Origin of the sequence: Streptomyces sp. NPDC048361, assembly GCF_040651795.1 — a bacterium.
Lineage (GTDB): Bacteria > Actinomycetota > Actinomycetes > Streptomycetales > Streptomycetaceae > Streptomyces.
Window position 1 is genome coordinate 56518 of sequence record NZ_JBEZKW010000034.1, and the last position, 21124, is coordinate 77641.

Below are 21124 nucleotides of genomic sequence, written 5' to 3' on the forward strand. Positions count from 1 at the left end.
GACGAGCTCCATTGATTCGACGGACATCGATATCCTGACGGCTTCAGGGTGTCACCCTGGATCGACAGTCGTCAAGATAGACATTCGTCGAAGTTCAACGGATGATGGGAGTCATGTCGACGAAGGTGTTGCCCCTGTTGGAGCCGGAGGCTGTCGCGGCTCCGTGCTGTCCGCCGCTGTCCGAGCGCCCGCTGACGGCCGAGGAGGCCGAGCGGACCGCGGTCATGTTCAAGGCCCTCGGAGACCCGGTGCGGCTGCGCCTGTTCTCCCTGGTCGCCTCACATGAGGGCGGGGAGGCATGCGTGTGCGACATCTCCGACGTCGGCGTCTCCCAGCCGACGGTCTCCCACCACCTGAAGAAGCTGCGGCAGGCGGGCCTGCTGGCCTCCGAGCGGCGCGGAACGTGGGTGTACTACCGGGTCGAGCCGTCCGTCCTCACCGCGATGGGCGCCCTGCTGACCGGCCGGGCGAAGACCGCGACCCCGTGAACGACTTCCGAATCCGCCCGCTCCACCCCGAGCACGCTGAGCAGGTCCTGGCGATCTACCAGGCCGGCATCGACGAGGGCAACGCAACCTTCGAGACCGCCTCCCCGACCTGGGCCGACTTCGATACCGCGAAACTGCCCGAGCACCGCTTCGCCGCGATCGGCCCCGACGGCCAGTTGCTGGGCTGGGTGGCAGCCAGCCGGGTCTCAGACCGCTGCGCGTACGCGGGTGTGGTCGAGCACTCCGTCTACGTCCACCCCGCCGCCCGCGGCCGGGGCGTCGCTCGGGCCCTGCTGGACGCGCTGATCGCCTCCACCGAGGCGGCGGGGATCTGGACGATCCAGTCGGGCATCTTCCCCGAGAACACCGCGAGCCTGGCCCTGCACCAGCGGACTGGGTTCCGCATCATCGGCACCCGCGAACGCATCGGCCGCCACCACGGCGCATGGCGGGATGTCGTGCTGCTGGAGCGCCGCAGCCCACGGGTGGGTTGATCGGATCCCTGCTCGTGGGGGTCCGGTTGTCTGGGGTGGGGGTGCTGATGCGCTCTGACCATCAACGTCGCATGGGCGCGCACACAACTCGTCGAATTCCACCGCTTGTCGGAGACCTGCATTCCTCCCCATGAGCCCGGGGCGATGGTCGTCAGCGGCCTCAGGAACCGGGGCACGCAGCCGGAGATCGTCGCGAGTGCCCAGATCGTGGAGCAGATTCTCGACCGGGTGCTGCCGGGGTGGCGCTCCGGCGTCCCCGTGAACAAGGCCAACCGCTGGCTGCAGCGCCGCGAGGCAGCCAAGCGCGCCGACGTCGTGCTCGTGCGGCAGGCGGAGGTCCGCGAGAATCTCGGTGAGAACGCTCCTCAGATCAGCGCTGCGGCGATGCACCCGTGGGTGTGGGACGGCGCCAAGGCCTTGTGGCGGAGCGGGCATTTCCGTGAGGCCGTGACCGCCGCCGCGCGCAAGGTGAACGCCGAGACCCAGAACCGGGTCGGCCGACGCGACGCCAGCGAGACCGCACTATTCCAGAGAGTCTTCTCCAAGGACGACCCGAAGCCCGGACAGCCCCGCCTGAGGCTCATGACGGACGACGCCAGCGACATCTTCCGCAGCGTCCACCGCGGTGCCATGACGTTCGCCGAAGGCTGCTACGCGGGCATCCGCAACCCCAACAGCCACGAGGACGGACTGCCCGAACTGCCGGAACACGAAGCCCTCGAACAACTCGCCGCCTTCAGCGTCCTGGCCCGCTGGGTGGAGGGCGCCACTCTCTCCACGTAGCGGGGGAGCGGCGGGTCAGCGCAGGAGATCGGCGATCTGCCGCGCGGCGTCGCGGGCGGCGCGGCCGACGCCGATGAGGGTGGCGGAGGCGGGGCCGGTCCAGTCACCGTAGCCGAGCAGGTGCAGGCGCGGATCGTCCACGGCGCGGGTGCCGTCCGTGGCGATGTGCCCCGGGCGCCGCGCAGGCGCATGGAGGCCAGGGGGGCCAGCGCCGGACGGAAGCCCGTACACCAGATGACCGCGTCGGCGTCGATGCTGGTGCCGTCCGCCCATGCGACGCCGGTGGCGGTGAGGCGGGTGAACATCGGCTTGGCGTGCAGGAGTCCGGTGTCCCGGGCGGCGCGGACCGGGGGAACGGCGACGATGTCGCCCAGTGAGGCGACGCCACCGGTGTCGGTGCGGCCTGCATCCAGCGCTCGGCGGCGGGCGGTTGCGGCGTCGAACAGGGCCCGGCCGTCGATGTCGTCGGCGAGGTAGCGGGGCGGATGCCGGGTCACCCAGGTCAGCTTCGCCGTACCGGCGAGGTCGGCGGCGATCTGGGCGCCGGAGTTGCCGCCGCCGACCACGATCACGCGCTGTCCGGCGAACGCGGCGGGGCCCTGGTAGTGCACGGTGTGGAGCTGGCGGCCCTCGTACGTGCGGCGGCCGGGGACAGCGGGCAGGAACGGGCGGGTCCAGGTGCCGGTGGCGCCAATGACCGCCCGCGCCCTCCAGAGTCCGCCGTCCGTCTCGATGCGCAGGTGCCCTCCGTCGTGGTGGACGCTCTCGACCCGCGTCCCGCGGTGGACGGGCAGTTGGTAGCGCTTCTCGTAGTCGGCGAGGTAGTCGACGACGTGGCCTGCGTCCGGGTAGGGAGCACCGGGCTGGGCGGGCATGAGGCGGCCGGGCAGGGAGGAGTACTGGGCCGGGGAGAACAGGCGCAGGGAGTCCCAGGCGTGCTGCCAGGCTCCGCCCGGCGTCGCCTGGGCGTCGAGGATGACGAACTCCAGGCCCAGGCGGCGCAGGTGGTAGCCGGCGGCGAGCCCGGACTGGCCGCCGCCGATCACCACCACGTCCACGTGCTGTGTCACGAAGCCGTGGTCACCGCGTCAGCGGCGAACTTGCGGCGCCAGGCGAGCGCGACGTAGACCAGGCCGATCAGGACGGGCACCTCGATGAGCGGGCCGACGACACCGGACAGGGCCTGGCCGGAGGTGACGCCGAAGGTGGCGATGGCGACCGCGATGGCGAGCTCGAAGTTGTTGCCCGCGGCGGTGAACGCGAGGGTCGCGGTGCGGTCGTAGGCCAGTCCGAGGCCCTTGCCGAGGAGGAAGGTGCCGAAGAACATGATGGCGAAGTAGACCAGCAGCGGAGCTGCGATCCGGATGACGTCCAGGGGCTGGGAGGTGATGGTCTTGCCCTGCAGGGCGAAGAGGATGACGATCGTGAACAGCAGCCCATAGAGCGCCCACGGGCCGATCTTCGGCAGGAACTTCGCCTCGTATGTCTCGCGGCCCAACTTCTGTTCGCCGATGCGGCGGGTGAGGAAGCCGGCCAGCAGCGGGATGCCGAGGAAGATGATGACGTTGAGGGCGATGTGCCACACCGACACGTCCAGGCCCTGTCCGTCGCCGAGGTTCATCCACCGGGGCAGCAGGTCGAGGTAGAACCAGCCCAGCAGGCCGAACGCGATGACCTGGAATACCGAGTTGAGGGCGACCAGGACGGCGGCGGCTTCGCGGTCGCCGCAGGCGAGGTCGTTCCAGATGATGACCATGGCGATGCAGCGGGCGAGTCCGACGATGATCAATCCGGTGCGGTACTCGGGCAGGTCCGGCAGGAAGATCCAGGCCAGCGCGAACATGACCGCGGGGCCGACGATCCAGTTGATGACCAGCGAGGACACCATCAGCTTCCTGTCGCCGGTCACGCGGTCGAGCTTGTCGTAGCGGACCTTGGCCAGAACCGGGTACATCATCACCAGCAGGCCCAGCGCGATCGGCAGGGAGATCCCGCCGACCTCGATCTTCGCGAGCGCGTCGTTCATCCCCGGGATGAGCCGGCCCAGCCCCAGGCCGACGGCCATCGCGAGGAGGATCCACACCGCGAGGTAGCGGTCCAGGGTGGAGAGCTTCCTTACGATCGAGTCGTCCCCGGCCGGGCCCGTGCCCTCGGGAGAGGCGGTGGTGGGCTCGGTGGAGGTCACGGGCAGGCCCTCTTGTTCTCAGCAGCGGTACGGGCGGAGGCAGCGAGAACGGCGAACTGCTCGGACAGGCCGGCCAGGACTTCCGGCTTCAGCTTGTAGTAGGTGAAGCGGCCGCATGGCTCGGTCTCCACGATCCCGGCCTCGCGCAGCACCTTCATGTGGTTGGACAGGTTGGTCTGCTTGGCTCCGGTCTCCTCGACCAGGTGCGTCGTGCAGAGCGTCTCGCGCGCCAGCAGGGTCACGATCTGGAGCCGGAGCGGATCGCCCAGCACCCGGATCACATCAGGATCGACTGAAGTCAGCATGCACTGATACTCTCACATCATCACCTGCTGATACCAGCGGGGGCTGAAGTCATTGGCGGCTGGGTTCCGCCGTGCGACGAGAGAGAACGATCACCATGGCCGACAAGCCGTCCGTCCTGTTCGTCTGTGTCCACAACGCCGGCCGCTCCCAGATGGCCGCCGCCTGGCTGACCCACCTGGCCGGGGACCGTGTCGAGGTCCGCTCCGCCGGCTCGAACCCGGGCAGCGCCGTCAACCCGGCGGCCGTCGAGGCCATGGCCGAGGTCGGCATCGACATCTCCGCCGAGACCCCGAAGATCCTCACGATCGACGCGGTCAAGGAGTCGGACGTCTGCATCACCATGGGCTGCGGCGACACCTGCCCCGTCTTCCCCGGCAAGCGCTACCTCGACTGGAAGCTCGAAGACCCGGCCGGTCAGGGCGTCGAGGCTGTCCGCCCGATCCGCGACGAGATCAAGTCCCTCGTCGAGGGCCTGATCGCCGAGATCGCCCCGGCGCCCGCCGCCTGAGCTAGATACGTGAGGACATCGTCGCCGGCTCAGGCCCCGCCGGATACACCGTCGCCCTCTACGCCGTTCGCACCCAGCTGAAGCAATAGTTGTTCGGCGGCAGCGTCTTCGTCGGCGGCCCCTTGATTCCCATTCCCACCACTGAGGTCAAGAACTTCCCCGGCGGCAAAAATCTTGGGGGGCGGCACAGAGCGTTACCGCCATGTTCTTCTGCCACGGCGGCCGCGGCCAGATCCGCCAGGCGTACCGCGAAGGCCAGGAGGACCAGCTCGCCGCCCTCGGCCCGGTCCTCAACGCCGTGGTCCTGTGGAACACCCGCTACCTGGACGCGGCCGTCGCCCAGCTCCGCGACGAGGGCCACGACATCAAGGACGAGGACGTTGCCCTCCTCTCCCCCCTCAAGGACGACACGTCAAGCTCCTGGGCCGCTACCTGTTCAACATCAAGGCCAGCGGCGCCAGTCAGGGGCCACGCCCGCTGCGCGCCCCGGATGCCTCCAACGAGAATGACACTGAAGAGCACTAGGCAGCCGACTTCATTCGGCTGTTGCCTGCCTGTGTGAGCCAGGGTTACAACGGGTCTCCGAGGGGTCCGTACTGCTCTTCCAGGTTCTTGGCCCAGTGGACGGCGAAGTCTGGTCGTGAGCCGTCGGCATCGGTGAAGCCGTACTCCTGGTACAAGCTCCAGGTCGCCAGGGCTCGCCCGGTCTTGGCCATGACGTCGGGGTCGGCGGCCAGTGCAGCGACAGCCCGGCCGAGGTAGGCCGGGGTCTCGGAATGGGCGAAGTTCGGGTCCTGGTCCGCACCGTCGCGCCAGTTGGCCTCGGTGACACCGAAGTGTTCCAGCAGGGTCTCCGAGCGCAGGAAGCCGGGAGTGATGGATACGGCCGCGACGCCATGGGGCTTGAGCTCGGCTGCCTGGGCGACAGCGAGCCGGATGACTGCGGACTTCGCCAGATCGTAGAAGAACGTGCCGCGGTAGCGGGCCGTGTTGCCGTCGGTGACCTCCACGACCAGGCCGCTCTTGCGGGCGACCATGAGGGGAAGCGCGAACCCACCCTAGCCGCTCACTGCGCTGCAACGCCTTCGGCGAACACCGCTTCAAGGCGCTCGCGGCGCTCCGCAACCGGCCTGTTCAGCAAGGCGTGGCGTCGGCCTGCAGGACGAAGAAGGCAACGAAGTACGCCGGCGTCTCAGCGGCGAGCCGGGCGGCGCTCGGACGACGGGTGGCTGCGCGGCGTTGGAGGGCTTCGAAGGAGATGCGGCCGTCGGGGCGGGTGAGGATGAACTCGCCGTCCAGAGAACCAGACTTGGGCACCGGCGAGCGCATTTCGGCTCCGGAACACCCCCGCCGGTGCGCGTCCCCGCTGAGGATCTCCTCATCTCATACTGGGGCGGTGTGGGGGTAGAGCGTGCGCAGGCCCTCGTTCAGCGTGTACGACAGTGCCGACCCGTGGGTCTGTCTGGGGTAGAGACGTGTGGTGAGCTCCAGGGACGGGTAGTTGCGCAGGCGCAACAGCTGTGACATGCGGGTCATCGACCCGACGATGTCGACGGCGGCCAGGTAGGGGTCGGTGATCTCGGCCTCGCCCGCGCCGAGGAACACCTTCGCCGGTAGGTCGTCGTGGGTCATGGCGTAGTCGGCCTCCAGGTTGAACAGCAGGTCCTCACATCCGCTGAGGGCGGGGCTGCTGGCCACGTAGCGGTCGAAGGCCGCTGGCCGGGAGAGCAGGGCGAAGCCGACGAAGTGCCCGCCGCCGGAGAAGCCTACGAGGCCGTGGTCGTCGCCGCACCGCAACTCGGTCGCCAACCGCGGGCGCAACTCGTCGACCAGGAAGGACAGGAATGCTTCGGCGCCACCGCCACCTGTCGTCACGGCGTTGGACTGTGCTTCCACGCGTGCGCCGCCCGGCCCTGCACTGCCCCGTTTCGGCATCGGATAGAAGTCGTGTGTTCGCCGCGTGCCGAACTCGGCGGGACTGCTCTCGGCGGGGGCACCGACGCCGATCACCATGAGTTCGGCGACCTCTTGCACGGTGTGGAGCCAGTTCATCAGGCCGATGATGAGGGGGAAGGTGAGAGAGGCGTCTGTTACCCAGAGGACGGGATAGCTGCTGTCGCTGTGCTCGTACGACGGGGGGAGTGCGATGTGCACTTCATGCGGCCAGGGCACATCGGTCCCTTGCATCCGTCGGGTGGGAAGTACCTGATATGTGTGCCGGGGAAGGGACACAACTGCCTCCCGCTGGAATCGACTTCGGACGTCCCATCAGCTGCCCTCAAGGGGCGTAGAGCGCTCCGGTCAGCCAACGACCGATGAGATGCTCACGCACGGGGCCACCGCTGGGTCTCTCGCTCGGGCGAGGAACGAGGCCCTGCGGCTCTGCCTTCGGCGTGGAGCCCATTTCGTATCCGCCCCGGGCGCGGCCGCTGTGTCGGCATGTCCCGCCGTCACGTGTGCCCCTGCCGTACGGGAAACGTGGGGGAGCTCCTTGCAGGGAATCCGGAAACGGTCTTGAGTCGTGGAGCGTTGCGGTCACGCACCTTACGGGTGGAGGTCGAGTGCGATGTGCGCGGCGAGTGCGTGCAGGAAGTCTGGCGCCGGGCGGCCGGGGGCGAAGGAACTGTTCGCCACGGAGTACCCCATGATCACCAGCCCAGGCGCCCGAGGACCTGGGCGCACGGGGCCCGGACGAAGGGGCCACGGAACTGTTCCCGGACGGCAACGCACGCAAGTTCTTCCACTGTGACGGCCCGTCTGGACCGGCGGCGGCCGGCGCGACGATGACCGGGTATGTCTTCCGCGCCAGTCTGCCGGAAGAACCTGCGCAAACCGTGGACAAACGATGGTGGGTGCGATGGAGGTGGCGTGAGCTTTATGGGTAATGCTGCTCTGCTTTGGCTTCCTGAGCTGCCATGACCTCGTCCCCATGCTCGAAGGCCCATGCGCCGACTGCCTCGATGGGCGCGAGCAAAGTCCGTCCAGGAGCGGTGAGTTGGTATTCGACCCGTGATGGATCGTCCCGGGGGGCATACCGGTCGATCAGTCCGTTGAACTGCAGTCGCCGCAGAGTCTCGGTGAGAACCTTTGAGCTGATGCCCCCGATTCGCTCCCGTAGCTCGAACGGGCGCCGGGCACCGTCGCGCAGCGCCCAGAGACCACAGCATTCCAGGTGTTGGAGAGGAGGTCGAACGCGAGGCGGGCACGGCAGTCGGCGAGGAAGGCGTCGGTCGTCACGTACCAAATGGTGCCCGAACAACCCTCTAGCTTCAGTGGGAACGGTCGAAACAGGAACGGAGAGGGTCGCGGAATGAGAATCGCGTACTGGGAACGGGCAACAAGGCTGACGCACTCGCCACCCACTGGGCGCGGGCCGGGCACCAGGTGACCATTGGAGGACGACACGCACGGAAGGCAGAGCGACTCGCGGTACGCATCGGACACGGCGCGAAGGGCGCAGGTCTGCGTGTGGCGGCCGAGTCCGGTGAGGTGGTGCTGGTCGCGCTGCCCTTCGGAGTGGGAATAGAGGTGGCTCAGGACCTGCACGCGGTGCTGGAGGGCAAGGTGCTGCTGGACTGCTCCAATCCGATTGGACCGGGCTTTGGACTGCTGACGGAAGGAGGCCCCTCGGCAGCTCAGCGACTGGCTGCGGCAGCACCGGCAGCCCACGTCGTCAAGGCCTTCAACCTTTGCGACTCAAACGTCTGGCGTATGTGGCCCCCTGTTTTCGATGGGCGGCCACTGGCCGTACCGGTCTGCGAGGACGACGAGGCTGCTCTCATGCGTGTACGTGCATTGTTCCCTGTCAAGTCCTTGTGTTCACGTTTTGTGCCTCCTCCGCATGGTGGCGCGCGGTGGCGGCTGCGAAAGGGATGGGACGGCCACCCACCTGTCTGGACGAGCAGTTGCTGTCAGGTGGACTGTGCCCTGTTTGCGGGCGTGATTTAGGCCACTTCGATGAAATTGATGAACTGTTCGCGTTCCCGGCGCCGAATGTTCCCGATACGGCGGAATATTTGGCGGGCGGCTCTCAATTCATCACTGATGACCCGATGCTCCACTCACTCAGAGCATTCATGCTTGCCTGGAATCCTCAGCAACTTGGGATGCGGTCTGACCCCTTCGTCTCGGCAGGCGTCGACGGCCAGAATTCGTCTAAGAAGTAGCCCAGAGCCCTTCTAAACTCGCTCCGGTTGAGTGAGCTTTTTCCAACCTCCTGCGCCAGCTGGGCAGTTGACCTGACAGACGGATGAAGCCCCTGGTAGATGGGTTTTAGACCAAGAGAACCGTCTCCACCAGAGGCGTCGCATGCTTGTCTACCCGTCCGGCGTTGACGTGTCCAGCTCTGCCCTTCGCTTCCTCACCACCCGCCTGAGGGAGCATCATCGTCGTGCTCTCGGCACTCGATGGCGGCGCCTGAGCGCGGGCCGACAGGCCCTGCTCGCCCTCGCCCACCTCCGCAATGGGCAGTCCTATGCCCAGCTCGCGGCCGGTTTCGGGATCGGCACCACCACCGCCTACCGGTACATCACCGAGGCCGTCGAACTCCTGGCCGCCCTTGCCCCCACGCTCGCCGAAGCCATGCGGGCCGCCTCGATGAAGGCGTACCTGCTCCTGGACGGGACGCTGCTGCCGATCGACCGGATCGCCGCCGACCGTCCCTTCTACTCGGGCAAACACAAGAAGCACGGCATGAATGTGCAGGTCATAGCCGACCCGAAGGGCCGTCTCCTGTGGGCTTCACCAGCCCTGGCCGACGCCGTCCGTGACGTCCGAGCCGCACGAGAGCACGGCATCATCGACGCCCTCGCCAAGGCCGGCATCACCTGCTGGGCGGACAAGGGCTATCAGGGCGCGGGCGGCAGGGTCCGTCTCCCTTACCGCGGCCGATGGGACAGCCTTTCCGCCGGTCAACAGGCAGTCAATCGGTCCCATGCGAAGGTCCGGGCACTGGTCGAACCAGCCATCGCCACCCTCAAATCGTGGCGGCTCCTGCGCAAGCTCCGCTGCTCGACGACCCGAATCACGAGCCTCGTCCAACCTGTTCTCGAGAAATAGTCAATACCTGTGGATCAAGTGTTCTAGGGTTCGTGGATGACCAGCGATCTTCTCCGTCTGACTGTTCTGGGCTGTGCAACGCCCTACGCGAGCGTGGACAACCCTTGTTCCGGCTACCTGGTGTCGGGCGGAGGCGCCCGGGTGTGGGTGGACGCGGGCAGCGGGACGCTGGCCCAGCTGCAACGGCACGCCCGGCTGGATGAGTTGGACGCGATCTGGATCTCGCACCTGCACGCGGATCACAGCGCGGACCTCCTCACCGCCTACTACGGTGCGCTCTATGCCGACATCCAGCTCGCGGCTCCGATCCCCCTGTACGGTCCGCCGGGCATCGCCGACCGGCTTGCTCACTTCCTCACCAACACGGCCGCCCGCAGCCCGATCGAATCCGCCTTCGCAGTCGAGGAACTGCACGACGGTCATCAGGCGCGCATCGGCGCGCTCACGCTGACCAGCCAGGCGGTGCAGCACGGCATCCCCGCCTTCGCGCTGCGTACCGAGACCGCGGACCGGTCGCTGGTGTATTCCGGGGACACGGCCCCCTGCCCCGCTCTGACGAGCTTGGCTGAGGGGTGTGATGTGCTGCTGTGCGAGGCCGAGAGTACCCAGGCCCCGAGCGCCGGGGGACAGGTCCACCACACTCCGGAGGACACCGGCGACACTGCCCGCTCAGCCGGGGTGGGACGGTTGATCGTCACGCACGTCGGGCGTTTCCTCACCCCCCAACAGGCGGTGTCCCGTGCCGCGACCCGGTTCGACGGTCCCATCGACTACGCCACCCCGGGTGCCACCTTCTCGGTGAGGTGAGCCGCCGCAGCTTCGGCGCGTTCGATGAGTTGTCCTCGTTCGAAGCGGGCGCCGGCGCAGACGAGGGCAACCAGGTGGGGTGCGTTCACGGCCCGCCACCGCTGCTGGGCGTATTCGACGAGCTTGAACACCATGGCCAAGGCCGCGGCCGCACTGCCCGCGCCCCGGGTGACGGCGGATTCCATCAATGGTTGCGAATCACCTGGTCAATGGGCCTGCAAGGCATTCTCGCATGGCCTCGATCGGGGTCTTGTCCCCGAGCACGATGCGAGGTCTGCGGTTGAGCTGGTGGGCGACGGCGCGAAGATCCTTTGCGGTGTGGACGGACAGGTCGGTGCCCTTGGGAAAGTACTGCCGCAGCAGGCCATTCATGTTCTCGTTGGTGCCGCGCTGCCAGGGCGAGTGAGGGTCGCAGAAGTAGATCCGGAAGCCAGTGAGGGCCTCAATGTCCTCGTGGAGCGTGAGTTCGCGTCCCTGGTCCCAGGTGAGGGTTCGCCTCATCTGGGGCGGGATGTGCGCGGTCTGTGTGATCAGCGCGTTGCGGACTTGCGGGGCCTTCCAGCCGCCGGGCAAGTGGATCAGGTGGACGTAGCGGGTGGTGCGTTCGACCAGGGTGCCGATTGCCGAGCCCTGCCCGCGGCCGATGATGAGGTCGCCTTCCCAATGTCCGGGAGATTGCCGGTCGTTGACTTCGATGGGGCGCTGGTGGATCAGTGTCATGTTCTTGATCTTGTTCAGGGTGGGCACGCCGCGACGCTGTCTCTTGCGTCGGGTTCGGCCGGTACGGAGCTTGGCGCCGCGACAGCCGAGGAGGCCGGCGAACAGTGCCCGGTAGATCGTCTCCGGGCATGCCCGCATCGATGTGTCGCGGGTGTGTTCGCGGGCCAGGCAGCGCGAGATCTGCTGAGGTGACCACTTCTCGGTGAGCTTCTCGCGCACGAACGTTCGCAGCGGTTCGCCGGCCCGGATCTTCTCTTCCTTGGGACGCCTGCGGCGTAGGAGTGCCTGGTTGTGGGCCCACCAGGGGTTGTAGCGGCCGTCGGGTTGCGGTTGCGCTTGATCTCCCGGTAGACACTCTGGAAGCTCTTCCCGATCAAGGAAGCGATCCGCTTCACGCTCTGGTCGGCCTGCAGGCCGTCGGCGATCGCGATGCGGTCGTCTTGGGTAAGGAAGCGCGGCGATATCGGGCCGGGGTCGGGAACGATCATGCTTCCAGCATCGATGAACCACAACGAGCCGCAGCTCGTGGACACCCCGACCTGGCGGGCGGCAGCCGCACCTCGGTATCCCTCGTGCAGCAGCTCGAAGTACCTCTTCTTCACAGCAGTCGGCACTCCGTTGGGGGCGTACCTCGGCATGCAAACACTCTCCTTCCGGAGCGTTCGCAACCACCGATAGAACTCAAGCCGTCTATCCGGTGGTCTTCATCGACGCCATACACGTGAAAATCCGCGACGGCGCGGTCGCCAACCGGCCCATCTACGTCGCCCTGGCGGTCACGGCCGAAGGCCGGCGGGACATTCTCGGGCTGTGGGCCGGTGATGGCGGCGAGGGTGCCAAGCACTGGATGCACATCCTCACCGAGATCAAGAACCGCGGCGTGAGCGACGTGCTCATGCTCGTCTGCGACGGGCTGAAGGGGCTGCCCGACGCCGTGGAGACAGTCTGGCCCCAGACGATCGTGCAGACTTGCGTGGTCCACTTGCTGCGGAACTCCTTCCGCTATGCCGCCCGACAGGACTGGGACAAGATCGCCAAGACCCTCAAGCCCGTCTACACCGCGGCGACCGAGGATGCCGCACTCGAGCGGTTCGCGGAGTTCGCCGACGCGTGGGGCAAGAAGTATCCGGCGATCGTGCGGCTCTGGGAGAGCGCGTGGGAGGAGTTCACTCCGTTCCTACGCTTCGACACCGAGATCCGCCGCATCGTCTGCACGACGAACGCGATCGAGTCAGTCAACGCGCGGATCCGGCGGGCGGTGAAGGCCCGCGGCCACTTCCCCAACGAGCAGGCCGCCTTGAAGTGCGTCTACATGGCGATCATGTCGCTGGACCCGACCGGCAAGGGCCAGGCCCGCTGGACCATGCGATGGAAGACCGCACTGAACGCCTTCGACATCACCTTCGATGGCCGACTCTCCGCAGCCCGACAGTAACCCTCAACAACCCGAGTTACACCGTTCGTTTGACAGACCGATCTCCCAGATCCTCAAGTTCCAGTGTCTACGGTGTCCAGGACGCGAGGTCAGGGCCCGTCCATGCCGGGAAGGTGACAGCCCATAGGCGGAGGTTGGTCATCAGGCCGCGCCCATGTTCGCCGCGGGTGACGGCGACTCCAGAGGAGACGGGTCTCCCAGGCGAGCTTCATGGCGGCCTCCAGCTCGGGGCGCCTGGTGGCGCGGTGGAGATCTTCTTCGAGAGGACCCGGGGGAGCTCGGCCTCGCCGAGCGAGTCGAGCTGCGCGTCCAGGGACTCCCGGCGGTCGATGCGCAGGCGGAGCCGAGGCGGGTGCGTCCGACCGGTTCCGCCCCGGCGCGCACGGGCCGGGGCAGTTCGGTCCACGCTGGGCGGTCTGGCACTGGAGCGCCACCCAAGCCCTTCCCGGTCCGGCACGGGGACCCGCCGGGGCGGCGCAGGTGGACATCGGGCAGTCGTTCCTCCACACCTACAACCACCACCGCTGCCACACTGCACTCAACGGCCAACCACCCATCAGCCGCGTCAACAACGTTGCGGGTCAATACAGCTAGAGCGCGGTGAAACCGCCGTCAGCGGCGACCACGGCTCCCGTGACGAAACTGGAGCGGGGAGAGACGAGGAAGCACAGGACTTCGGCGATCTCCTCGGGCTGCGCCACACGTCCCAGTGGCTGCGCGGCGGCGAAGGACGCCAGGTAGGCGCGGCTGTCAGGGCGGATCGTGTCGAGGAAGTCCGTCTCGATGACGCCCGCGGCCACGAGGTTGGCGCGGATGTCCAGCGGGCCGCCCTCGACGGCGAGCACCTTGGTCAGTTGAGCCAGAGCGCCCTTCGACGCACTGTAGGCGACGCCTTCGGGCAGGGCGACGGTGGAGGCGTACGAGCCGGTGCTGACGATGGCGCCGCCGCCGCGGCTCTTCATGGCCCGGAATGCCTCGCGGGCGCAGAAGAAGGAGCCGCGGGCGTTGACCGCCATCACGATGTCCCAGTCCTCGGCCGTGGTTTCGGTGACGGGCTTGTTCTGGGTGCGCCCGGCATTGTTCACGAGGATGTCCAGTCCGCCGAAGGCGTCCAGGGCCGTTGCCACCGCGCGGTGGGCAGTCTCCTCCTGGGTGATGTCACCGTTTGTCACGACAACGCCAGGGAACTCCCTCGCCAGGTTCGTGACGTCGGGGCGGAGGTCGAGGGCGACGACCTGGGCGCCGCGGGCGTGGAGGAGCGCCACGGTTTCCCGGCCCACCCCTCGCGCGGCTCCAGTGACGAGGGCGATCTTCCCAGCGAACTCGGTGGATTCGGATGTTGCGGCGGATGCGGTTGCAGGTGTCATGATGCGGTCCCTGGAGAAGGTGAGTGTGAGTGCGGGCGCCGGTGCAGGGCAACTGAAGTGCCGGGGTGGTGCGGTGCGCGACCGGGTGGGGCCGCGCCGTTGACGCATTCACGGCAGGCCCATGTGGACGTCGCACGGCTGGGTTGTCAGTGCGCAGTGAGTCCGCCGTCGACCACCAGCTCCGAGCCAGTGACGAACGAGGAGTCGTCGCAGGCCAGGAAGAGGATCGCGGGTGCGATCTCGTCGGCGCGGCCCGCTCGGCGCATGGGGGTGCGTTGGATGTCCGGCTGCTGGTCGCCCTGGTCGTCCAGGAGGTCCTGGATCATCGGCGTGGCGACCACCCCGGGATGCACCGAGTTGATCCGTACTCCCTGCTGGGCGTACTCGACCGCGGCGGTCTTGCTCAACAGGCGCACGGCCCCCTTGGACGCCTGGTAGGCGGCAGCGGCGCCGCTTCCTACCAGACCGAGTACTGACGACGTATTGATCACCGACGCGTTGCCGTTCGCGCGCAGGAGCGGCAACGCCGCCTTCATGCCGAGCCATGTGCCTTTCTGGTTCACGTCGATGACGCGGTCCCACGCCTCTTCCCGCGTGTCCTCGATACCTGGCCAGTCCAGGATGCCGGCGAGGTTCACGAGCACGTCCAGCGTTCCGAACCGGTCGCGTACGACGGTGATCACTTCGTCCCACTCCCGCGCGGAGGAGACATCGAGGCGAGCAGCGACGACCTCCGCGCCCTGTGCCCCGATCCGGTGGGACAGGTCCCGCAGGGGACCTTCGGCTATATCGGTGATCACTAGCCGGGCGCCCTCGCGGGCGAAGAGTTCGGCGGTCGCTGTGCCGAGGCCGCCGGTCGCGCCCGTGATCAGCGCGACCTTGCCGGCAAGTCGTTGTCCTGTCATGGATATGGTCCTTGATTCTCGTTGCTGCTGGCTGACTGACTGCTGTGGCGGGATTTCTTGGTCCGCCGACGGCGGATTCGCCCCCGGGGCTCAGGGCAGCCGTGGCCCGGCCTCTCTACGACGACTTCTGCTCCCGGTAGAGCACGAGGTGCTCGTGATAGAGCACCCCGCCCCGGATGTCGCCCGTGGCGGTGAACCCGGTGTCGTCGACGTAGTCCAGATGGCTGCCGGTCACCGTGTACCGGCCGGTGTACGCGCTGTGCCCCCCGCCGCGGGCTTCGTCGTAGCGGCCGTCGGGCAGCAGCTCCTGACGGATGTGACCATCCGCGGTCACCCACATCCCCACCACGTCAACGTGGTCGCCCTCAACGGTCCCGGCCATGGCGGACTCCTCTCCTCGAATGGTGTGGTCCTTCCCGCTCCACCGAGTCTGGGCAGGTCAGCGGCCAACAACCAGGACGCGTGCTGCCTGGGCATGGCACACCCAGGCAGCGCACCGGGCCACCGCCTAGCCTGAACACATGGACGAAAACCACCTGGGAGACTTCCTGCGCACACGCCGCGACGGCCTGCGGCCGGAGGACATCGGCATGGCGAGCTACGGGGCCCGCAGAGTCGCCGGACTGCGCCGCGAGGAAGTCGCCGTCCTGGCCGGAGTGAACGCCGACTACTACACCCGCCTGGAACAAGGCCGCGAGCGCAACCCCTCACCCCAGGTGGTCGACGCGCTCAGCCGCGCGCTGCGCCTCGACACGGACACACGCGCGCACTTGTACCGGCTGGCCGGGGCCACGCCGAACGACCAGCCCTCCGTCCACGCCGCCGAGCGGGTGGTCAGCCCTTCGCTGCGACAGCTCATGGACGGTTACCCGAACACTCCAGCGTTCGTCATGAGCCGGACCCTGGACCTCCTCGCCGTCAGTGCCCTGGCCGATGCCCTCTACGCCCCGTTCGAGCCGGCGGACAACTTGGCCCGCATGACCTTCCTCGACCCCGCGGGCCGCAACTTCTACACGGACTGGGACAGGTCAGCACAGGCCACCGTCGCCAACCTCCGCGAGGCAACCGGATTCGACCCGGACAACCCACGGCTGCGCGAACTCGTCCGCACCCTCACTGAGCACAGCCCGGACTTCACCCGCCTCTGGAACGCCCACACCGTGCGCGGCAAGACCCAGGACGCCAAACACTTCCTCCACCCGGACGTCGGCCCCCTCACCCTCACTTACCAGGCTTTCGACGTACGCGACGCCCCCGGCCAGCAGCTCGTCATTTACCACGCCGAACCAGGCAGCCCCAGTGCCCAGTCCCTCAATCTGCTCGGTTCCATCCACGCCACCCGGCGCCGGCCCGACCTCCGGCCCCACCGCTGATCAGCCGACGGAACATGGGAACAGGTCGGCAATAGTGCCCGGTCGATTTCGCCCCCGCGTGCTTCATAGGCGGTCCCTCGTGAACTGCAACAGCAGACGGGGATCACTGCAGAACGATTCCTTTCATGGGGTGTTTCAAAAGACCTGCGGACTGAAACGCCCCCATGAAACAGTGGAGCATGGCCGCCGACCCGCACATCTCCGTCGAGCAACACGACTGTCCGATGTCCACCTGCCAGGCCCCCGCCGGCTCGCTCCGCCAACTCACCATGTAGGAACACCGTCTTAGAACTCCTAACGGAATGGCCTAACTGGGAGTGCTGGTGGGCGCGGTTGGTACTGTCCGGCGTGACTCTGACAGACCTTCGAGCCGGATTCCGCGACCCTGCCCAGCGGCAGTGTGTCCAGGCATTGATCGACAGCCGCCTTGCGGATGATCGCGAGCCGCAGGAGTGCCGGCATCTCATGCGCTTCTGGTGGCAGCTGAGCATGCCGTACCGGGAGGTGTCGCTTGCGGAACTCCGTCTGAATGTCAGTCAGCAGAAGCTGGACGTTGTCACGGAGCTGATCAGGGCCATCAGGTCGTCCCACGAGGAGATCGACGCATGGCTTTCCGGCACAGTGCAGACGTTCCCTGTGCTTCAGCACCATGGCTTCAGCGCCACCTTGGACAGCCGCGATTGAGGCTAGAGCTTCGCCAAGCGTCGCCAGCAGATCAGTGCGCACCCGAGAGTGAGGAAGGCTTCGTGGATGTCGTCGCGGAGCTCCCAGCGGATCCGTAGACGGCGGAACCAGTGCAGGTGGGCGAATGCGTGCTCCACGACCCAGCGTTGGGCTCCGAGACCGGAGCCGTGCTCGGTGCCGCGGCGGGCAATGACCAACTTCACGCCGAGGTCCCGGACAAGCCTGCGGTACTTGTCGTGGTCGTAGCCGCGGTCCCCGACTACGAGGTCCGGGCGGCAGCGCGGCCGGCCGCGCTTGCCGCGCACGGGCGGCACGGCCTGCAGAAGGGGGATGAGCTGGGTGACATCGTTGCGGTTGCCGCCGGTCAGCGTTACGGCGAGCGGAATCCCGGTGGCGTCGGTGATCAGATGGTGCTTACTGCCGGTTCTGCCCCGGTCAACAGGGCTTCGCCCCGTCTTGGGGCCCCTTTTAAGGCTCGGATGTGGGAGCCGTCGACCGCCCGGGAGAAGTCCAGGGCGTTCGCGGCGCGGAGCTCGGCGAGGAGAGCCTCGTGGAGCCGGGGCCACACTCCGGCCCCGGTCCACTCGGCCAGGGCGGCGCCAGCAGGTCATGCCCGAGCCGAAGCCGAGTTCCTGTGGCAGGTGTTCCCAGGTGATCCCGGTATCCAGTACGAACAGGATGCCCTGGAATACCAGCCGGTCGGAATGTCTCTTGCGCCCCGGGTGACATGGTCGGCGTTCCGCTTTGGGCAACAGCGGCTCGACGACCACCCGCAACTTGTCATCGACGTCCCATGGCTTCGGCCGAACCATCCCACACCCCCGGATCAACGTTCCCGGAGTGGTCCAACCACTTGGAAGATCATTTAGTTAGGAGTTCTTACTGCGACTGCGTCCGTAGGAGGGGCTGGAGGCGGGTCATCCAGGCTGTGTGGGCCTGGGCCCATTCCTGTGAGCATGTGGTTGCGCGTGCGGATGGGAGGCGGTCGGTGGTTGTGAGGTCTTTGTTGTGGTGGGGGGGCGGCGCCGTAGAGGTAGCAGAGGTGGTTGGCTGCGCGTACTTGGTTGGGGGAGTGTTCGTCTCTGCTGTCGGTTCGGTCGTCCGTGGCGCTGGTGAGTTCGTAGGCTTCGGCGGCGGTGCGGAGCTGGTGTTCGCCTGTTGGGCCGCTGCGCAGGAGCATGAGGGCGGCGAACTGGTCGGCGGCGTCTTCTTCCTGGCGGTTGGTGAGGGGCAGGTCCAGGAGGTCGATGAGGGCGTGGGCGGCTTCGTGGTAGAGGGTTTCGGTGGCGATGGCGGCGGTTTCGTCGTCGGCCGGGTGCCGTCCGGCGTTCTGGAAGAGGGCGCGGTCTTCGGTTGTGTCGTCGTAGCAGAGTTCGATGGTGCGGGTCTGCGGGTCGTAGGCGGACCCTTCGCCGTTGCAGGAGCGGCTGGCCACGGTTATCTGCTGGTTCAGGGTGAGCAGGGCGTTGAGGGCTTGTGTGGCGGTCGCGATGGTATTTCGTTCGCGGAGGAATGACGCGGATGGCCGGTCGGCTGCAGTGGGTTCCTCGTAGCGGATGGCGAAGCCGCTCCCGCTGGGACGGGCGGGGTCGGGGGCGCGGCTGTCGCCGCCGTTCGTGGTGCAGGAAAGCAGGAGCGTTGCGCTTAGCCCTGCTGCGAGGATGTGCCGTATGCCTCGTGGTGCCATGACCGGATTGTCGGGCACGGGCTTGAGGTCCTCTACCAGCACGTCTGTTGTGGGGAGCTGGCTGTGGTGGGCTGGCTGGCGCATGGAGTGAAGGCGTTTGTGCACCCTTCGACTTCGTGCGGGTCGAGGGTGTTGAGGCGCCAGGCGATGAAGCCGGTGGTGTCGGCTTTCGCGGTGGCGATGGTGGTGGTGAAGGGCGGGTCCGCGGGGATGTTGAGCCGTTGGGCCTCGCGGGCTCCGCGGGTGGCGGCCCTGGAAGAAGCCGCGCAGGAGCAGGAAGCGGCTCGGCAAAGGGGTGGCACGGAGGAACAGAACGGACAGGCCGAGCGTCGGCGCATCCGGCGCCGACGCAAGCTCCGCCTGAAGGAAGCCCTGCTCGGCCGGTCCCGGGGCGGCCCCACCAGCAAGGTTCACCTTGCCGTGGACCGTAGATGGCGTCCCCTCGCGTTCGTCCTGAGCGCCGGGCACGCCGCGGACAGCCCGCAGTTCATCCCCGTGCTCGAGAAGGTGCGGGTCCGTCTGCCGGTCGGCCGTTCCCGCATCAGGCCCGATGCAGTCGCCGGCGATAAGGCCAACTCATCCCGCGGCAACCGCGCCTACCTGCGTAAACGCAACATCAAAGCGGGCATCCCGGAGAAGAAGAACCAGGCCGCCAACCGGAAGAAGAAGGGCTCACGAGGTGGTCCGCCCGTCGGCCACGACGCCGGCCTCTACAAGGAACGGAACACCGTCGAACGACTCATCAGTAGGCTGAAGGCCTGGCGCGGCATCGCCACCGGATACGACAAAACCCCGGACAGCTACCTCGCCGATCTCCACCTCCGCGCCGCAATGATCTGGATCGACGACCTACTCAAGACCACCGAATGATCACAACGTCACACAGGCCCTAATAGGGCGCGTACCGAAAGTGATATCGGCTTGCTTGATGGGTGGCCACTTTGCCTGCATGATCTCGACATGTCTGAATTGCCCTCTCGGTTGTCTGCCGTGACGCTCGGCGTTCTGGATATGTCGGAGTTGCGCCGTTTCTACTGCGGTTTGGGATGGGAGGAACTCCCATCCAGTGATGACAACTGGGCGGGCTTCCTGCTCGGCGGGGTGTTGCTCGCTCTATATCCGGTTGACGAGCTGGCGGCGGAGGCGGCGGATGGGGCTCCAAGCCGTGCTGGGTGGTCGGGGATCACACTCATCTGCAACGTGGACCATCGTGAGCAGGTGGATTCGGCTTTCGCGTCCGCCGTGGCGGCTGACGCCACCGCGGTGGGGGAGCCGGCAGACCGTTCGTGGGGCGGCCGGTCGGCGTACATCGCTGACCCGGAAGGCAATCGCTGGGAGATCGCATGGGCGCCGGGTGCGCAGTTTGACGCCCGCGGCGCGCTGATCGCTTTGGGCGGCTGAGTGTCTGCGTGCGTTACAGCCATTCGCTGATGGCCGCGACGAGGGCGGTGGCCTCGAAGCGGACCGCGAGCTCGTCGTACCGTGTAGCCACGGCGCGATGCCTTTTGAGACCATTGATGCCGCACTCGTCCGCGTGCCGAGCTTTGTAGTCCTCCGGGTCGAACTGTGGCGGCCGACCGCTCCGGGAGCCGCGTTTCATTCGGTTGCGGGCCTGGTCGGCCTTGTCAGGGATGGTGCAGCGGATACCTCGTCTGCGCAGGTAGGCGCGGTTCTTGCGGGAGGCGTATGCCTTATCGGCGCGCACCCGACTCGGCTTGGTGCGTGGTCTACCAGGCCCCAGCCGGGGCACCCGGATGCGGCCGAGGACGGCCTCGAACTGCGGGGAGTCCCCGCGCTGCCCGGCGGTGATCACGGTCGACATGGGTTTCTGCCCCTGTTCGACGGCCAGGTGCAGCTTGGTGGTGAACCCGCCGCGCGAGCGTCCCAGTCCGTGATCACGAGGCTCGGTAAACACGCCACCTGGCGGTTCCTTCTGCAGATCGCCCTGCTTGCGTGCCCCGGCCGCGTCTGGTGAGTGCGGCAGACCGTGGAGTCAACGTTCAGGTCCCACGTGATCGCACCTCGCGCGTCAGCCAGGGACTGGAGCCGGGTCAGGATGCGGTGCCAGGTGCCGTCCCGCTGCCACCGGCGGAACAGGTCGTAGGCCGGCCCCACGGCCCGTACTCGACGGGCACGTCCCGCGACGGAACACCGGTCCGGACCAGAAACCGTATGCCGTCGATCAGTTGCCGCCGAGGCCAGACAGGCGGTCGCCCCGCCTTCGCCCCCTTCGGCAACAACGGCTCCAGCACCGACACTGCTCGTCCGTAAGATCTCCCCGTCCCATGAACCGTGATCATTCGCCGCCCAAGATCCACTTTTGA

The 21124-nt window shown here is 67.3% G+C and carries 19 protein-coding genes and 12 pseudogenes; 15 read left to right on the plus strand and 16 right to left on the minus strand.

What is annotated here, in order from left to right; translation table 11 throughout:
* Positions 1–113 precede the first annotated feature (113 nt).
* The 3 genes from AB0D31_RS20485 (at position 114) to AB0D31_RS20495 (ending at position 1765) form a co-directional block, all read left to right on the plus strand.
* On the plus strand, positions 114–488 hold the full coding sequence (locus AB0D31_RS20485; RefSeq protein ID WP_362724903.1) for a metalloregulator ArsR/SmtB family transcription factor: 375 nt from the start codon (positions 114–116) through the stop codon (positions 486–488).
* Positions 485–982 carry an N-acetyltransferase family protein gene (locus tag AB0D31_RS20490; RefSeq protein WP_362724906.1) on the plus strand — a complete coding sequence of 166 codons (498 nt, stop codon included), beginning with the start codon at positions 485–487 and terminating at the stop codon, positions 980–982. The genes AB0D31_RS20485 and AB0D31_RS20490 overlap by 4 nt, the downstream gene beginning before the upstream one ends.
* 144 nt (positions 983–1126) lie before the next feature.
* Positions 1127–1765: a TIGR02391 family protein gene (locus tag AB0D31_RS20495; protein WP_362724909.1), complete on the plus strand. Its 639-nt coding sequence runs from the start codon at positions 1127–1129 to the stop codon at positions 1763–1765.
* A 15-nt stretch (positions 1766–1780) separates the two neighbouring features.
* On the opposite strand, the pseudogene AB0D31_RS20500 reads toward AB0D31_RS20495, so the two are convergent.
* The 3 genes and pseudogenes from AB0D31_RS20500 to AB0D31_RS20510 all read right to left on the minus strand — a co-directional run bounded on the left by AB0D31_RS20500 (position 1781) and on the right by AB0D31_RS20510 (position 4255).
* Positions 1781–2835, minus strand: a pseudogene (locus AB0D31_RS20500) (ArsO family NAD(P)H-dependent flavin-containing monooxygenase).
* Positions 2832–3950, minus strand: a complete 1119-nt coding sequence (gene arsB / locus AB0D31_RS20505) for an ACR3 family arsenite efflux transporter (protein WP_362724912.1) — start codon at positions 3948–3950, stop codon at positions 2832–2834. Before arsB ends, AB0D31_RS20500 begins: the two are co-directional and overlap by 4 nt.
* On the minus strand, positions 3947–4255 hold the full coding sequence (locus tag AB0D31_RS20510; RefSeq protein ID WP_362724913.1) for a metalloregulator ArsR/SmtB family transcription factor: 309 nt from the start codon (positions 4253–4255) through the stop codon (positions 3947–3949). The genes arsB and AB0D31_RS20510 overlap by 4 nt, the downstream gene beginning before the upstream one ends.
* Positions 4256–4350: 95 nt before the next feature.
* On the opposite strand from AB0D31_RS20510, the gene AB0D31_RS20515 reads away from it, so the two are divergent.
* From AB0D31_RS20515 to AB0D31_RS20525, 3 genes and pseudogenes are all read left to right on the plus strand, one after another.
* A complete protein-coding gene (locus tag AB0D31_RS20515) occupies positions 4351–4764 on the plus strand; it encodes an arsenate reductase ArsC (protein ID WP_362724969.1) in 414 nt (137 codons plus the stop codon).
* Between the two features lie 5 nt (positions 4765–4769).
* Positions 4770–4928 (plus strand): annotated as a pseudogene (locus tag AB0D31_RS20520) (thioredoxin-disulfide reductase); the annotation flags it as partial.
* Positions 4929–4978: 50 nt separating this feature from the next.
* A pseudogene (locus AB0D31_RS20525) lies at positions 4979–5289 on the plus strand (Tn3 family transposase); the annotation flags it as partial.
* A 44-nt stretch (positions 5290–5333) separates the two neighbouring features.
* Here AB0D31_RS20525 and AB0D31_RS20530 read toward each other — a convergent pair.
* From AB0D31_RS20530 to AB0D31_RS20545, 4 genes and pseudogenes are all read right to left on the minus strand, one after another.
* Positions 5334–5813: pseudogene (locus AB0D31_RS20530) on the minus strand (SDR family NAD(P)-dependent oxidoreductase); the annotation flags it as partial.
* 85 nt (positions 5814–5898) lie between these two features.
* Positions 5899–6093, minus strand: a complete 195-nt coding sequence (locus AB0D31_RS20535; RefSeq protein WP_362724916.1) for a hypothetical protein — start codon at positions 6091–6093, stop codon at positions 5899–5901.
* Between the two features lie 54 nt (positions 6094–6147).
* Positions 6148–6936 carry an alpha/beta hydrolase-fold protein gene (locus AB0D31_RS20540; RefSeq protein WP_362724918.1) on the minus strand — a complete coding sequence of 263 codons (789 nt, stop codon included), beginning with the start codon at positions 6934–6936 and terminating at the stop codon, positions 6148–6150.
* A 703-nt stretch (positions 6937–7639) separates the two neighbouring features.
* A pseudogene (locus AB0D31_RS20545) lies at positions 7640–8001 on the minus strand (helix-turn-helix domain-containing protein).
* Positions 8002–8088: 87 nt separating this feature from the next.
* On the opposite strand from AB0D31_RS20545, the pseudogene AB0D31_RS20550 reads away from it, so the two are divergent.
* From AB0D31_RS20550 to AB0D31_RS20565, 4 genes and pseudogenes are all read left to right on the plus strand, one after another.
* Positions 8089–8562: pseudogene (locus AB0D31_RS20550) on the plus strand (NAD(P)-binding domain-containing protein); the annotation flags it as partial.
* Positions 8563–8618: 56 nt separating this feature from the next.
* A complete protein-coding gene (locus AB0D31_RS20555) occupies positions 8619–8930 on the plus strand; it encodes a hypothetical protein (RefSeq protein WP_362724921.1) in 312 nt (103 codons plus the stop codon).
* 142 nt (positions 8931–9072) lie between these two features.
* Positions 9073–9822: a transposase family protein gene (locus tag AB0D31_RS20560; protein WP_362724923.1), complete on the plus strand. Its 750-nt coding sequence runs from the start codon at positions 9073–9075 to the stop codon at positions 9820–9822.
* A gap of 36 nt (positions 9823–9858) precedes the next feature.
* Positions 9859–10629 carry an MBL fold metallo-hydrolase gene (locus AB0D31_RS20565; protein WP_362724925.1) on the plus strand — a complete coding sequence of 257 codons (771 nt, stop codon included), beginning with the start codon at positions 9859–9861 and terminating at the stop codon, positions 10627–10629.
* On the opposite strand, the pseudogene AB0D31_RS20570 reads toward AB0D31_RS20565, so the two are convergent.
* The 3 pseudogenes from AB0D31_RS20570 to AB0D31_RS20580 all read right to left on the minus strand — a co-directional run.
* A pseudogene (locus AB0D31_RS20570) lies at positions 10593–10814 on the minus strand (hypothetical protein); the annotation flags it as partial. The gene AB0D31_RS20565 and the pseudogene AB0D31_RS20570 overlap by 37 nt on opposite strands.
* Before the next feature lie 13 nt (positions 10815–10827).
* A pseudogene (locus tag AB0D31_RS20575) lies at positions 10828–11610 on the minus strand (IS30 family transposase); the annotation flags it as partial.
* Between the two features lie 80 nt (positions 11611–11690).
* Positions 11691–11987: pseudogene (locus AB0D31_RS20580) on the minus strand (helix-turn-helix domain-containing protein); the annotation flags it as partial.
* A gap of 50 nt (positions 11988–12037) precedes the next feature.
* Here AB0D31_RS20580 and AB0D31_RS20585 point away from each other — a divergent pair.
* Positions 12038–12784 (plus strand): annotated as a pseudogene (locus AB0D31_RS20585) (IS256 family transposase); the annotation flags it as partial.
* 590 nt (positions 12785–13374) lie between these two features.
* On the opposite strand, the gene AB0D31_RS20590 reads toward AB0D31_RS20585, so the two are convergent.
* The 3 genes from AB0D31_RS20590 to AB0D31_RS20600 form a co-directional block, all read right to left on the minus strand.
* Positions 13375–14151, minus strand: a complete 777-nt coding sequence (locus AB0D31_RS20590; RefSeq protein WP_362724928.1) for an SDR family oxidoreductase — start codon at positions 14149–14151, stop codon at positions 13375–13377.
* A gap of 146 nt (positions 14152–14297) precedes the next feature.
* Positions 14298–15056 (minus strand): glucose 1-dehydrogenase, encoded by a 759-nt coding sequence (locus tag AB0D31_RS20595; protein WP_362724931.1) that lies wholly within the window; start codon positions 15054–15056, stop codon positions 14298–14300.
* Positions 15057–15171: 115 nt separating this feature from the next.
* The gene (locus AB0D31_RS20600; protein ID WP_362724933.1) at positions 15172–15438 is read right to left on the minus strand and encodes an Atu4866 domain-containing protein; all 267 of its coding nucleotides are present in this window, start codon (positions 15436–15438) and stop codon (positions 15172–15174) included.
* 139 nt (positions 15439–15577) lie between these two features.
* On the opposite strand from AB0D31_RS20600, the gene AB0D31_RS20605 reads away from it, so the two are divergent.
* Complete coding sequence (locus tag AB0D31_RS20605) at positions 15578–16429, plus strand: helix-turn-helix transcriptional regulator (protein WP_362724936.1); 852 nt, start codon at positions 15578–15580, stop codon at positions 16427–16429.
* Between the two features lie 348 nt (positions 16430–16777).
* A complete protein-coding gene (locus tag AB0D31_RS20610; RefSeq protein WP_362724939.1) occupies positions 16778–17113 on the plus strand; it encodes a hypothetical protein in 336 nt (111 codons plus the stop codon).
* A gap of 2 nt (positions 17114–17115) precedes the next feature.
* Here AB0D31_RS20610 and AB0D31_RS20615 read toward each other — a convergent pair whose 3' ends face one another.
* Positions 17116–17925, minus strand: a complete 810-nt coding sequence (locus tag AB0D31_RS20615) for an IS5 family transposase (protein ID WP_362724942.1) — start codon at positions 17923–17925, stop codon at positions 17116–17118.
* Between the two features lie 53 nt (positions 17926–17978).
* Positions 17979–18884 carry a DUF4344 domain-containing metallopeptidase gene (locus tag AB0D31_RS20620; protein ID WP_362724945.1) on the minus strand — a complete coding sequence of 302 codons (906 nt, stop codon included), beginning with the start codon at positions 18882–18884 and terminating at the stop codon, positions 17979–17981.
* Between the two features lie 159 nt (positions 18885–19043).
* Here AB0D31_RS20620 and AB0D31_RS20625 point away from each other — a divergent pair.
* Positions 19044–19670, plus strand: a pseudogene (locus AB0D31_RS20625) (IS5 family transposase); the annotation flags it as partial.
* 90 nt (positions 19671–19760) lie between these two features.
* Positions 19761–20201: a VOC family protein gene (locus AB0D31_RS20630; RefSeq protein ID WP_362724947.1), complete on the plus strand. Its 441-nt coding sequence runs from the start codon at positions 19761–19763 to the stop codon at positions 20199–20201.
* Positions 20202–20214: 13 nt separating this feature from the next.
* Here the strand turns inward: AB0D31_RS20630 and AB0D31_RS20635 are convergent.
* Positions 20215–21087, minus strand: a pseudogene (locus AB0D31_RS20635) (IS5 family transposase).
* Between the last annotated feature and the right edge of the window lie 37 nt (positions 21088–21124).